Origin of the sequence: Nonomuraea sp. NPDC049028 (genome assembly GCF_043197735.1) — a bacterium.
Taxonomy (GTDB): Bacteria; Actinomycetota; Actinomycetes; order Streptosporangiales; family Streptosporangiaceae; genus Nonomuraea.
This window is the reverse complement of sequence record NZ_JBICTR010000005.1, coordinates 343,575-355,969: the sequence shown is the minus strand read 5'-3', so window position 1 is coordinate 355,969 and position 12,395 is coordinate 343,575. Positions and strand designations below refer to the sequence as shown.

Sequence of the window (12,395 nt, the reverse complement as noted above, 5' to 3'; positions counted from 1 at the left end):
CCTACCCGTCCGTCTCTTGACGGCCGCTCGTCCGCCGGTCCCCTGACGAACGCCTGCCCGTCCGTCGCCCGGCGGCCATGACGAAGGCCCAGGCCGATTCTTCGGCCTGGGCCTTCGCTCAACCACCCGCTCAACCGCCCGCTCACCCTGCGGCTGTCGTCTTGGTGCGCGTTCGCCCGCGCCACTGTCAGGGGGGCGGAACGTCGTCGTCCTGCTCGTTCGCGTAGTCGCCGCTGTCGAGCGGCATGCGATCCGGCTCCCGCTCCGCCTCGAACCGCTCACCGCGGTACTGGCCGGCCACCTCCGGCCGCTTCTTCCCGCGGCGGCTGCGCAGGTAGTCGACAGGGCTCGTCGCCGTCTGGTCCCCTTCGAGCGGCACGGGCTCCTCGGCGACCTCGACCTCCACGTACTTGTAGATGTGCACCTGGGCCGTCTCCTCGCCCTCGTCACGCGTCTCGTGGCCGCCGAACCCCGTGCCCGGCTCGGCCGTCCGCTGCGACGGCACGCCCGTGGGCCGGATGCCGTAGTGCCGGTAGAGCCTGGCCTCTTCCTCCAGCGAGAGGCGGCCGTCGATGTCGATGTTGGGCGCGTCCTTGATGGTGTCCTTGTCGAAGGGAACGCGGATCTCCTCTCCCGACCGGCGGGCGTTCATCAACGGGACGAATGTCTGCCTCATCCCGAAAAGCCCTGTGCGTACGGTCACCCACTCGGGCTCCCCCGTGCTGTCGCTGAGATAGACCTGCCCCACCTTTCCGATCTCCTCGCCGTCCGCACCGATGACACGGCTGCCGAGCAGGCTGCGGATCTCTGTTTGCATGGCCACGGCGATCCCCCCGAGTCTCGTCCGTCTGCCCGGCGGGCGCACCGACCGGGCTCAAAGTGAACGAATACCCCCAAACCTCGCAAAACCACACCTTCTACGCGAGGTTTGGGTCCACCTTGGGTACTGCTTTGGACGGATAAATAGCTAAAGAGCGGGCGAATTACTGTTCGGAAAAAGGGAGGCATTCAGTCGCCAGTAAGGCGATATCCCGCCACGAAACGACTATCGTGCAGGCATGGCGAGCTATCCCCCTATGCAGCCGGGTCTGGCCGCTGCCATGCATGGCCAATGGACCACCCCATGTCCTGGCTGACCTACGCCTGCCAGCACCTGCCCGGCGCGACGGTGATCGCCGTCGGCGGCGAGCTGGACGCCACGAACGAGGGCAGGCTCGACGCCTTCATCCGGGAGTGCCGCCAGCGGCCCGGCGATCACCTCGTGTTCGACCTCGCGGAAGTGCACTTCATGGACAGCGCCGGGCTCCGGCTGCTGCTCAGCACCTATACCTTCTCCCGGCAGCACGGTGGCAGCGTCCGCCTGGCGGCACTGCAGCCCATGCCGGCCCGGATCGTCGAGGTCACCCGGATAGGCGAGCACCTGCCGGTCCACAGCACCCTCCAGGACGCTCTCACCGCCGCGCTGTCCCCGCCGGAGCCTCCCCACCGTCGTCCCCTCACGGGCAACGGCGGCTCCGGGGCGGCATGATGGGTCAGCTCTTCTTGGGCTTGGTCGCCTCCTCGTCCTTGACCAGGCTCCCGCAGGTGTAGCCCGGCTCCCGCTCGGGATCGAGGCGGATGTCCCCCAGGTTCGTCGACTCGGCCGGTCGACGGAAGGTGGTCATGTAGTCGCAGTCGTAGAAGACGTACGTGCCGTCGCTCTCGCCGAGCAGCATGAGGTCGCGCCCGTCGTACAACGGCTTGTCGTCACCGTCCTTCACCACCACCCACTGGTCCTGGAACCCCACCAGGCCCAGCAGATCGTTGGCCTGCCCGGTCGTCCGTACGTCCGCCGCGCCCATGAGCAGCCCGACGAGCAGGACCATACCCAGCCCGATGCCGGTGAGGGCGCCCACGAGCACCTTCATTCCGGCCCGGCCGACCGGCTTGCGGCGCAGCAGCCGGAACGGCACCACGAACGCCAGGACCCCGAGCACCAGGGCGCCCAGCACGTGCAGCGGCGAGATCTCCATGGTGAACAGGTAGATGGTGCTGAGATAGGTCACCCCGCACCAGGCGGCGGCGATGACCGCCGCGATCCATGGCCGCCGCCTGACGGCCTGGACGAGCCGGTTCACCGCGCCGCCCGTCACCTTGTCGAGCAGCCACCCCACCGCCACCAGGACTCCGATAACGGGCAGCAGGAGGAGCAGGAGCATGATCAGCGTGCCCATGAGCCGCCCTAGCAGGACGGACTGGTCGATCCCCGCTTGTTCGGGATTGATGTCGAAGACCCAGTACATCTGCTGAATGCCCAGGTACAGCATCGCGTACAGCCCGACGCCCACCGGGACCACCACGGAGCCGATGAGCTCCAGCATCCCCACGACACTGCCGGACGCCTCCTCCTCCGCCGGAGGGCGAGGGGGGATATCAGTTGGCTCCTGAGAGAGCTGTTGCGTAGTCACAGAGGATGACCATGCAGTGAGATGGTTGAATTTTGGTTGATATCGGATAAATAGTTACGCCCGAAAACCGTGGTGCTGCTTCTTCTCGCTCCCTGCCGCCACTCTGATCCGCCTGATCGGCGCGCGCTGCAGCGCTATGTGGGCCAGGCGCGGCAGCCACATCGTGAGCCGGACCGTGGTGCCCTTGGGGCCGGTGTGGAAGCTGGCGCCGTCGCACAGGGTGCGGATGAGATAGATGCCCCGGCCGGTGGGCGCGATGTCGGGCGGCCGCCGGCGCTCGTCGACGTACTCGTCGGGGATGCCCGAGCCCTCGTCGAGGGTCTCCGAGCGGAGCATCCGGTCGCCCGTCCACAGCGTGAAGTGCCCGCGCCCGCCGCCGTGCTCCACGGCGTTGATGATGCTCTCGTGCACGGCGAGGATGTAGTCCTCCAGCCGCGCGCCGCTCAGCCCGCAGTCCGCCGCCCGCTCCGCCACGGACTGGCGTAGCCCGGTCACTTCATCGATGGTGAAGGACTGGGCCAGCAGGGTGCGCATGACAAGCTCCTCATCTCCGCCGGGCGGAGGACCACGTCGAATGACAACCCTTCGCCCTGCCCGCCACTCCGCGCATTACACCGTCAACCGGCATTCGTCCAGGAAACAACCCCGGTTATCCCGTGGCGAGCTCCCCCTCCGTGCCGCGAACGCGGTTTCCGGGGTCGGTCAACACGCCCGACGAGGCGGGCGGATCGGGCACCTCCCGTCGCTCCAAGAGCCAGCAAAAAGGCACTTTACACTCTCCGTATTGGATGAGTAACTATTGGTGGCGGACGCTTTACAGAAGGAGCCCTGCAGCATGGCGGTCGGCGGATGGCAAGACCCCGTGGGACCTCGCATCGACAAGCGCCTCAATGGATTCCTGGACGACTGGCGCGCGCCAGTGTCCGATCCGGACGTGGCGGCGGCGTACGAGCTGCTGACGAGCTTCATCCTCAGCGGCGGCAAGCGGATCCGCCCGCAGCTGTGCTACTGGGGCTGGCGGGGAGCCGGAGGCGACGACTGCGACGAGATCATCAGTGCGGCGGCGGCGCTTGAGCTCTGCCACGCCGGGCTGCTCATCCACGACGACATCATGGACGGCAGCGACATGCGGCGGGGCCGCTCGACGATCCACCGCAGCCTGGCCGACCTGCACGAGGGGCCGGGCGCCGAGGCGTTCGGCCAGGCGGGCGGGATCCTGCTCGGCGCGCTCAGCCTGGCCTGGTCGGACGCGCTGCTGTCGTCGTGCGGCGTGGAACCGGCCCGGCTGCACGGCGCCCACCACGTGTTCGACGCCATGCGCACCGAGGTCATCAGCGGCCAATATCTCGACATCCTCGGCCAGCTCCGAGCGGGGGCCACGGTGTCGGCGGCGCTGACGGTGATCCGCTACAAGACCGCCAAGTACACCGTCGAGCGCCCCCTGCAGATCGGCGGCGCCCTGGCCGGCGCGGAACCCGACCTGCTCGACTCCTACTCGCGCTTCGGCGTGCCGATCGGCGAGGCGTTCCAGTTGCGCGACGACGTGCTCGGCACGTTCGGCTCCTCGGCCGACACCGGCAAGTCGGCACTCGACGACATGCGTGAGGGCAAGAACACCGTCCTGATCGCGCATGCCCTGAGACGGGCGACGCCCGCGCAGCTGTCCTACCTGCGCAGCTGGCACGGCAACCAGGAGCTGACGGAGGAGCGGGCGGCGGAGCTGCGCGGGATCCTGCTCGACACCGGCGCGCTGGCCGAGGTCGAGGACATGATCGACCAGCGGGTACACGAGGCCGCCAAGGCGCTGGAGGCGGCGCCCATCACTTCCGAGGCGCGCGACGCGCTGACCGTGCTGGCCGGCCAGCTCGCGCACCGGGACCGGTAGGAGCGAACATCATGGGACGAGTACTTCTGGCGGCCCCGCGCGGCTATTGCGCGGGTGTGGAACGTGCCATCGACACCGTCGAGGAGACCCTCAGACGCTACGGACCGCCCGTCTACGTGCGCAAACAGATCGTGCACAACACCTATGTGGTCGACGACCTCAGTGGCCGGGGCGCGATCTTCGTCGACGAGCTCGACGAGATCCCTGAGGGCGCCCTGGTCGTCTTCTCGGCGCACGGCGTCTCGCCCGCGATCAAGCACGAGGCGGCCGGTCGAGGTCTGCGCACGATCGACGCGACCTGCCCGCTGGTCACCAAGGTGCACAGAGAGGCCGTACGCCTGGCCGAGTCGGGCTACGAGATCGTGCTCATCGGCCACGCGGAGCACGAGGAGGTGGAGGGCACCGTCGGCGAGGCGCCCGACCGCATCCACGTGGTCGATCCGGCCCGGCCCGACGAGCTGACAGGCGCCGGCTCGGCCAGGATGAGCTGGCTGTCGCAGACCACGCTGGCGGTCGAGGAGACCATGGACGTCGTCGCCCGGCTGCGCGAGCGCTTCCCCCAGCTCATCGACCCGCCGAGCGACGACATCTGCTACGCCAGCCAGAACCGCCAGGAGGCGATCACCAGGATCGCCGCCCAGTGCGACCTGGTCATCGTCGTCGGCTCCGCCAACTCCTCCAACTCGCGGCGCCTCGTCGAGGTGGCCGTGAACGCCGGCGCGCGGGCGGCCCACCTGGTCGACCGGGCCGGCGACGCCGACGAGCGCTGGCTCGACGGCGTACGGACCGTCGGCGTGACCTCGGGCGCCTCGGTCCCAGAAGAGCTGGTCGGCCAGTTGCTGGCCTGGCTCGCCGCCCGCGGCTACGCCGACGTGGAGCCGGTGACGCTCGCCGAAGAGACCCTCAAGTTCTCCCTCCCGCCCGAACTCCGAGCCACTCAAAACCCCGGCTAGCAAACCCTCTAAAGATTGGTGGTGCACGATGACCGAAACGACCGAGTCGACCGAGGCCAACGGCCAGCAGCTCAGCCTCAGCACCGATGCCGCCAAGAACCTGGCGACGACCACGAAGACCGCCCCGCAGATGCAGGAGATCACCTCCCGCTGGCTGCTCAAGCTGTTGCCGTGGGTGCAGACCTCCGGTGGCGTCTTCCGGGTCAACCGCCGGCTGACCTACACCCTGGGCGACGGTCGCATCACGTTCACCACCAGTGGCGCGGACGTGCGCGTCATCCCGGCGGAGCTCACCGAGCTGCATCAGCTGCGCGGCTTCAGCGACGGCGAGGTCCTGCAGTCGCTCGCCGACGGGTTCAGCCAGCGCGAGTACGAGTCGGGCGAGGAGATCGTCCGTGAGGGCGCTCCCCTCGACCAGCTGGTCCTGATCGCCCATGGCCGGGTGGCCAAGACCGGCCGCGGCGCGTACGACGATGAGCAGAATCTCGGCGTGCTGGCCGACGGCGACCACTTCGGCGAGGAGTTGCTGGGCGAGCCGGGCCAGTGGGGGTTCTCGGCGACGGCCAAGACCGCCTGTACCGTGCTCACGCTCTCGCGGCAGAACCTGCAGGCGGTCCTCGACCGGTCCCCCGCGCTCCGCGCCCACCTGCGCAGCACCCGGGACGTCGAAGGACGCTCCCAGAACGCCTATGGCGAGGCGGCGATCGAGCTGGCCGCCGGACATACCGGCGAGCCCGCACTGCCCGGCACGTTCGTCGACTACGAACTCAGCCCCCGCGAGTACGAACTGAGCGTCGCCCAGACCGTCCTACGGGTGCACAGCAGGGTCTCCGACCTGTACAACCAGCCGATGAACCAGCTCGACCAGCAACTCCGGCTGACCGTCGAGGCACTACGCGAACGCCAGGAACACGAGCTGATCAACAGCCGCGAGTTCGGGCTGCTGCACAACGCCGACCTCAGCCAGCGCATCCGCACCCGCGGCGGCGCTCCCACGCCCGACGACCTCGACGACCTGCTGTCCACGGTCTGGAAGGAGCCCGCCTTCTTCCTCGCGCACCCGCAGGCCATCGCGGCCATCGGCAGGGAGTGCAGCAAGCGCGGCATCTACCCGCAGGCCAGCGAGGTCAACGGGCACCGCATCCCGGCCTGGCGCGGGGTGCCGATCTTCCCGTGCAACAAGATCCCGATCACCGGCACCCGGACGACCTCCATCCTGCTCATGCGCACCGGGCACGAGAACCAGGGCGTTGTCGGCCTGCACCAGACCGGCATCCCCGACGAATACCAGCCCAGCTTGTCGGTGCGTTTCATGAACATCAATGAGAAAGCCGTCATCTCCTACCTGGTCACTGCCTACTTCTCCGCGGCCGTACTCGTTCCTGACGCACTCGGCATTCTCGAAGACGTCGCACTCGGCAGCTGAGCGCGGATCGGTTCACCCGGCCCAATGATTGGCGGTGTTTCGGTTGACGGAATTGGACCAGCGGGACTCAAGGCAGAGCCTGGGCACGGAGGCGGCACGCCGGCTCGCCACCACGACCAAGACTGCCCCGCAGATGCGGGAGATCTCTTCACGCTGGCTGCTGCGGGCGCTTCCGTGGGTACAAACCGCAGCCGGCACCTACCGGGTGAACCGCCGGCTCACCTATCAGGTCGGCGGCGGCCGGGTCAGCTTCGCCCGCGCGGGCGCTGCGACGCGGGTGATCCCGCCCAGCCTGACCGAGCTGCCGCTGCTGCACGGGTTCGACGGCGACCCGCTGCTCGACACCCTGGCCGGGGAGTTCGAGCAGCGGGAATACGCGCGGGGCGAGACGATCGTGCAGGAGGGCCGCCCGGCCGACGCTCTCCTGCTCCTCGCGCACGGCAAGGCCGACAAGCTGCAGACCGGCCCGTACGGCACCAGCGTCCTGCGGGAGACGCTGGCGGACGGCGATCACACGGGCCACGACCTCCCCGAGCGGGAGGACCGGTGGCCGTACACGCTCAGGGCCGCCACCACCTGCACGGTGCTGCTCCTGCCCTGGGCGGTGTTCCGCGCGCTGACGGCGGTCTCGCCGACGCTGCGGGCGCAGATCGAGGCGCATCGGGACCGGCGGGCCCGGCCGCAGAACAAGCACGGCGAGGCGGCGATCGAGCTGGCCGCCGGACACACCGGCGAGCCCGTGCTGCCCGGCACGTTCGTCGACTACGAACTCAGCCCCCGCGAGTACGAACTGAGCCTCGCCCAGACCGTCCTACGGGTGCACAGCAGGGTCTCCGACCTGTACAACCAGCCGATGAACCAGCTCGATCAGCAACTCCGGCTGAGCATCGAGGCACTACGCGAACGCCAGGAGTACGAGCTGGTCACCAACCGGGACTTCGGGCTGCTGCACAACGTCGATGCCCGGCAGCGGATCTCCACGTACGGCGGCCCGCCTACGCCCGACGATCTCGACGAACTGCTCAGCCGCAGGAAGAAGACCCGTTATTACCTGGCCCATCCCCGCGCCATCGCCGCCTTCGGCCGGCAGTGCAACGCGCGCGGGGTCTACCCCGACACCGTCCAGCTCGACGGCAGCAGGCTGACGGCCTGGCGCGGGGTGCCGATCCTGCCCTGCGACAAGATCCCGATCAGCCCGGAGGGCACCACCTCGATCTTCGCGTTCAGGACCGGCGAGGAGGACTCGGGCGTCGTCGGCCTGCATCAGACCGGCATTCCGGATGAGTACCAGCCGGGGCTCAGCGTCCGCCTGGCCGGCGTCGACGGGAAGGGGATCATGTCGTACCTGGTCAGTGCCTATTACTCGGCCGCGGTCCTGCTACCCGACGCGCTGGGCATGCTCGAGAACGTCGAGGTGATGGGCTGATGACGCGTTCCGTGGATGGGGAGTCGGCCCAGCCATTCGAGCTGCCGGACTTCTACCTTCCGTATCCGGCCCGCCTCAACCCGCACGTCGAGGAGGCGCGCGCGCAGTCCAGGCAGTGGGCGCGCGGCATGGGCATGCTGGAAGGCTCGGGCATCTGGGAGCAGGCCGACCTCGACGCCCACGACTACGCCCTGCTGTGCGGCTACACCCACCCCGACTGCGACGGCGCCGAGCTCTCGCTGATCACCGACTGGTACGTCTGGGTCTTCTTCTTCGACGACCACTTCCTGGAGGCCTTCAAGCGCGGCCACGACCGTGAGGGCGGCAAGCGCTACCTGGACCGGCTGCCCGCCTTCATGCCGATGGACCTGTCGTGCGCGACGCCGGAGCCGACCAATCCGGTCGAGGCGGGGCTGGCCGACCTGTGGGCCCGTACGGTCCCCGCCAGGTCGCTCGCCTGGCGGGAGCGCTTCGCCGAGAGCACCCGCAACCTGCTGAACGAGTCGCTCTGGGAGCTGTCCAACATCAATGCGGGCCGGGTGCCCAATCCGATCGAGTACATCGAGATGCGGCGCAAGGTCGGCGGGGCGCCATGGTCGGCCGGGCTGGTCGAGCACGCCGTGGGGGCCGAGGTCCCGGCGCGCGTCGCCGGCTCCCGGCCGATGCGGGTGCTGCGCGACGCCTTCGCCGACGCGGTGCACCTGCGGAACGACCTGTTCTCCTACCAGCGGGAGACCCAGGACGAGGGCGAGCTGAGCAACGGCGTCCTCGTGCTGGAGAAGTTCCTCGGCTGCACCACGCAGGAGGCCGCCGACGCGGTCAACGACCTGCTCACCTCGCGGCTGCAGCAGTTCGAGCACACCGTGTTCACCGAGTTGGGCCCGCTCTTCGTGGAGCAGGGCCTCGACCCGCTCTCCTGCGCGGGCGTGCTGGCCTACGTCAAGGGGCTGCAGGACTGGCAGTCGGGCGGCCACGAATGGCACATGTCCTCCAGCCGCTACATGAACGAGCGCGCGACCCGCAGAACGCTGGGCACGACCTCGATCGTCGACCTGCTCGGCGCGAAGCGGATCCGCAGCTTCACCCACGTCCCGCACACGCCCGTCGGCCCGTCGCGGATCCCCGACTTCTACATGCCGTTCGAGGTCAGCGGGTCGCCCCACCTGGAGACCGCCCGCCTGAACCTGGTCGCCTGGGCGCGCGCGATGGGGATACTCGAAGCGCAGCCGGGCGTCACCGGCTCGGCCGTCTGGGACGAGCAGAAGCTCGTCGACTACGACTTGGCGCTGTGCGCCTCCGGGCTCCATCCCGACGGGACCCTGGAGGAGCTGGACCTGGCCTCGGCCTGGCTGGCGTGGGGGACGTACGGTGACGACTACTTCCCCGTCGTCTTCGGCCGATCCCGCAACCTGGCCGCCGCCCGCGCCACCGTCGACCGGTTCGGCGCCTTCATGCCGCTCGACGGCTCGGCTCCCCCGGCGCCGATGACCGCTCTGGAGCGGGGGCTGTCCGACCTCTGGACCCGTACGGCTGGGCCGATGAGCATGACCGCACGGCGCAGGTTCCGCGCGGCCATCGAGGACATGTGCGCGTCGTGGCTCTGGGAGCTGGACAACCAGCTGCTGAACCGGGTGCCCGACCCCGTCGACTACATCGAGATGCGGCGGCTGACCTTCGGCTCCGACCTGACCATGAGCCTGTGCCGCCTGACCCGCGAGGATGAGATCCCGGAGGAGGTCCATCGGACCGGGTCGATGATCTCGCTGAACAACGCGGCTTCTGACTACGCCACCCTGCTCAACGACGTCTTCTCGTACCAGAAGGAGATCGAGTTCGAGGGTGAGCTGCACAACGGCGTGCTGGTCGTCCAGAACTTCTTCGACTGTGACTACCCGGTGGCGCTCGGCATCGTCGCCGATCTGATGACGTCCCGGATGAAGGAGTTCGAGCATGTCTTCGCGTACGAGTTCCCGGTCATGTACGACGACCTCCGGCTGGACGGGGAGGCCCGCGCGGCCGTCGACGGCTACGTGGCGGAGCTGCGCGACTGGATGGCGGGCATCCTCAGGTGGCATCGCGACTGCCATCGCTATGACGAGGCGTCGCTACGGCGCCACCACCGGCCGCCGGAGTGGCGGCTGGGCGGGCCGACGGGCCTGGGCACCTCGGCGGCGATGATCGTCTGACCCGGCTTGTGTCGTGTGGGCGGCGTGTTTCGGGTGTGCCGTGCGGGTGTCAGTGCCATCCCAGCAGGTTCAGGAGATGTCGCTGGAACGGCGTGAGGTTACGCAGGTGTATCCAGCGCTCGGCAGGGTCGAGCATCGGCATGGCCAGCACGCGCAGACCTGACAGATCGATGAACGTGAGCTCGCCGGTGTCGACGATGATGTGCGTCTCACCCTCGCGGGCGGCCGCCAGGGTCCGGGCGAGAGCGCAGCTGTTGGTGATGTCGATCTCGCCGCGCAGCGCCAGCGCCGGAACCTCGCACCTGGCCCGCTGGGAGATGCGCAGCTGGTCGTCCTCGTACAGCAGGCGCTCCGACGTTTCGGCCGCCTCGCCGTTCACGGTCATCGCACCCCCCAATCAGACCTCACGCATGGGGGTTGTCGTCGACACGAACCCGGTCTCACATTACACGAAGTATGTTTCACCACCTGATATGCACGAAAATATGGTCGTATTACAGCTAAATCATGAACCATCCGGCACAGGATCTTCCGCCGCCCGGGACTCGCACCAGCGACTGCGCGACCTGCTGGCTCCCCGAGCGGAAGGTCACGCAGTCGGTCGCGGCCGATCTAGAAGCGCTCGGCGACACAATCACCACGGCATTGGACCGCCCATCAGGTAAATTGATCAGCCCGTTCAGGCGGTCGAAGAATTGTCGAGAGAATGGCATTATCAACGCGCTTCACAAATAACCATCCGACGAATTTACACTCGCCTCCGACCAGCCCTGAAGCGAGCCCTCTATTCAAAGTCTTTAGCACTTGATCACCATTCGCGCCAAATGTCCGACCAGTCACGATTTATCGACATATCGCCGTGTGGACAAACTTCAGCTTATAGCCATATGTGGGCCCCGCCTGGCTAAAGGGCGTTTTATCCCCCAAGGGAATGAGGAACGCTCCCTGGAGTGAACGTGAAACGGGCCCTGCTGCTGACGGTCCTGGCGTGCGGCTCGCTCGCGACGCCGGACTCCGGCACCGCGACGGCCGGCGTCCGGCAGGCGTGCGAAAAGGGCACCGGGCGTTGCCCGCAGGCGGCAGGGACCGACCGCGCGGCAGCTGGAGGCGCAGCGGCCGGACGCGCGGCAACTGGCGGCGTGGCAGCTGGCGGTGCGGCGGCTGGAGGCGTCGCCGTGCGGGCCGCGCTGGGGATGCTCGGCGTCCCCTATTCGTGGGGCGGCGGCGGGCCCCAGGGCCCCGGCTACGGCATCGGACACGGCAAGAAGACCAAGGGCTTCGACTGCTCGGGGCTCACGGAGTACGCCTGGGCGAGCGCGGGCGTGTCGATCGGCACGACGACGCACGAGCAGTGGCGGTCAGGGGCCAGGGTGCCCAAGGAGCAGGTCGCGCCAGGGGACCTCGTCTTCTACGACAGCAAACCGCGACGCCAGGGACCAGAGCACGTGGGGCTGGCCGTGGACGGCACGCGGATCGTCGACGCTCCGTTCACCGGGGAGGTCGTCCGCCTCGACCCGCTGAACAAGCCGCATTTCATGGGGGTGATCCGTCCCGGAACCGTCCATCCCGAGACCGTCTACCCCGAGACCGTCCGTCCCGAGAGCGCACGTCCTGGCAGCGCACTTCCCAGCAGTGGACGTCCCAGCAGCGCGCGTCGCAGCAGTCCGCCGTCCAGCAGCGCGCGATCCACCAGCGGGCCTTCCAAGGGCGCGCCTTCCGCTAGGCGCGGGCATTCCGGCAGACACGGCGGCTCCGCCAAGGGCGGGCACTCCGCCAGGCACGGGCACTCCCCCAAGGGCGGGCACTCCGGCAGGCACGGGCACTCTGGCAGACACGGCGGCTCCGCCAGGCACGGGCACTCCGCCAAGGGCGGGCATTCCGGCAGGGGCAGGCATTCGGCCAGGCGCGGGCATTCCAGCAACCGGCGGAAGGGGAGCACCTCGCGGCCCGGGTCGTGATCGCGATCGTGACCCGGGCCGCTCGGCGTTCCGTCTCGGTGCGCATCCGAGCGGAGTCCGTGGCCTCGCGAGTATCCACGGAGATGGTTCAGGCGGATCGCCCAAGCGTCGATC

General features: G+C 68.6%; 11 protein-coding genes. 7 read left to right on the top strand and 4 right to left on the bottom strand.

The window, feature by feature from the left end:
• Positions 1-187: 187 nt before the first annotated feature.
• Positions 188-817, bottom strand: coding sequence for a PRC-barrel domain-containing protein (locus ACGFJ2_RS21210; protein ID WP_357939749.1), 630 nt, complete (start codon positions 815-817; stop codon positions 188-190).
• A 306-nt stretch (positions 818-1,123) separates the two neighbouring features.
• Between ACGFJ2_RS21210 and ACGFJ2_RS21205 the strand changes: the two genes are divergently transcribed.
• On the top strand, positions 1,124-1,528 hold the full coding sequence (locus tag ACGFJ2_RS21205; RefSeq protein WP_357938906.1) for an STAS domain-containing protein: 405 nt from the start codon (positions 1,124-1,126) through the stop codon (positions 1,526-1,528).
• A gap of 4 nt (positions 1,529-1,532) precedes the next feature.
• Here ACGFJ2_RS21205 and ACGFJ2_RS21200 read toward each other — a convergent pair whose 3' ends face one another.
• Positions 1,533-2,360: a hypothetical protein gene (locus ACGFJ2_RS21200; protein WP_357938904.1), complete on the bottom strand. Its 828-nt coding sequence runs from the start codon at positions 2,358-2,360 to the stop codon at positions 1,533-1,535.
• A gap of 141 nt (positions 2,361-2,501) precedes the next feature.
• Positions 2,502-2,981 (bottom strand): ATP-binding protein, encoded by a 480-nt coding sequence (locus tag ACGFJ2_RS21195; protein ID WP_358176135.1) that lies wholly within the window; start codon positions 2,979-2,981, stop codon positions 2,502-2,504.
• 301 nt (positions 2,982-3,282) lie between these two features.
• On the opposite strand from ACGFJ2_RS21195, the gene ACGFJ2_RS21190 reads away from it, so the two are divergent.
• The 5 genes from ACGFJ2_RS21190 to ACGFJ2_RS21170 are packed head-to-tail and all read left to right on the top strand — an operon-like array spanning position 3,283 to position 10,323.
• A complete protein-coding gene (locus tag ACGFJ2_RS21190; RefSeq protein WP_357938900.1) occupies positions 3,283-4,332 on the top strand; it encodes a polyprenyl synthetase family protein in 1,050 nt (349 codons plus the stop codon).
• Positions 4,333-4,343: 11 nt separating this feature from the next.
• The gene (locus ACGFJ2_RS21185) at positions 4,344-5,285 is read left to right on the top strand and encodes a 4-hydroxy-3-methylbut-2-enyl diphosphate reductase (protein WP_393470625.1); all 942 of its coding nucleotides are present in this window, start codon (positions 4,344-4,346) and stop codon (positions 5,283-5,285) included.
• 28 nt (positions 5,286-5,313) lie between these two features.
• Positions 5,314-6,711, top strand: a complete 1,398-nt coding sequence (locus ACGFJ2_RS21180) for a family 2B encapsulin nanocompartment shell protein (RefSeq protein WP_393470622.1) — start codon at positions 5,314-5,316, stop codon at positions 6,709-6,711.
• Between the two features lie 52 nt (positions 6,712-6,763).
• On the top strand, positions 6,764-8,137 hold the full coding sequence (locus tag ACGFJ2_RS21175; RefSeq protein WP_393471413.1) for a family 2B encapsulin nanocompartment shell protein: 1,374 nt from the start codon (positions 6,764-6,766) through the stop codon (positions 8,135-8,137).
• Entirely contained in the window at positions 8,137-10,323 is a 2,187-nt protein-coding gene (locus ACGFJ2_RS21170; protein ID WP_393470619.1) for a germacradienol/geosmin synthase, read from the top strand. Before ACGFJ2_RS21175 ends, ACGFJ2_RS21170 begins: the two co-directional genes overlap by 1 nt.
• A gap of 49 nt (positions 10,324-10,372) precedes the next feature.
• Here ACGFJ2_RS21170 and ACGFJ2_RS21165 read toward each other — a convergent pair whose 3' ends face one another.
• Complete coding sequence (locus ACGFJ2_RS21165) at positions 10,373-10,708, bottom strand: STAS domain-containing protein (RefSeq protein WP_357938890.1); 336 nt, start codon at positions 10,706-10,708, stop codon at positions 10,373-10,375.
• Positions 10,709-11,279: 571 nt separating this feature from the next.
• Here ACGFJ2_RS21165 and ACGFJ2_RS21160 point away from each other — a divergent pair.
• Complete coding sequence (locus ACGFJ2_RS21160; RefSeq protein ID WP_393470615.1) at positions 11,280-12,281, top strand: C40 family peptidase; 1,002 nt, start codon at positions 11,280-11,282, stop codon at positions 12,279-12,281.
• Positions 12,282-12,395: the final 114 nt, after the last annotated feature.

What these genes read in the sequence shown, in the direction of transcription:
- ACGFJ2_RS21185 (WP_393470625.1), top strand. Translation starts at nt 4,344, where the DNA reads ATGGGACGAGTACTTCTGGCGGCCCCGCGCGGCTATTGCGCGGGTGTG.
- ACGFJ2_RS21180 (WP_393470622.1), top strand. Translation starts at nt 5,314, where the DNA reads ATGACCGAAACGACCGAGTCGACCGAGGCCAACGGCCAGCAGCTCAGC.
- ACGFJ2_RS21205 (WP_357938906.1), top strand. Translation starts at nt 1,124, where the DNA reads ATGTCCTGGCTGACCTACGCCTGCCAGCACCTGCCCGGCGCGACGGTG.
- ACGFJ2_RS21200 (WP_357938904.1), bottom strand. Translation starts at nt 2,360, where the DNA reads ATGCTGGAGCTCATCGGCTCCGTGGTGGTCCCGGTGGGCGTCGGGCTG.
- ACGFJ2_RS21170 (WP_393470619.1), top strand. Translation starts at nt 8,137, where the DNA reads ATGACGCGTTCCGTGGATGGGGAGTCGGCCCAGCCATTCGAGCTGCCG.
- ACGFJ2_RS21165 (WP_357938890.1), bottom strand. Translation starts at nt 10,708, where the DNA reads ATGACCGTGAACGGCGAGGCGGCCGAAACGTCGGAGCGCCTGCTGTAC.
- ACGFJ2_RS21210 (WP_357939749.1), bottom strand. Translation starts at nt 817, where the DNA reads ATGCAAACAGAGATCCGCAGCCTGCTCGGCAGCCGTGTCATCGGTGCG.
- ACGFJ2_RS21195 (WP_358176135.1), bottom strand. Translation starts at nt 2,981, where the DNA reads ATGCGCACCCTGCTGGCCCAGTCCTTCACCATCGATGAAGTGACCGGG.
- ACGFJ2_RS21190 (WP_357938900.1), top strand. Translation starts at nt 3,283, where the DNA reads ATGGCGGTCGGCGGATGGCAAGACCCCGTGGGACCTCGCATCGACAAG.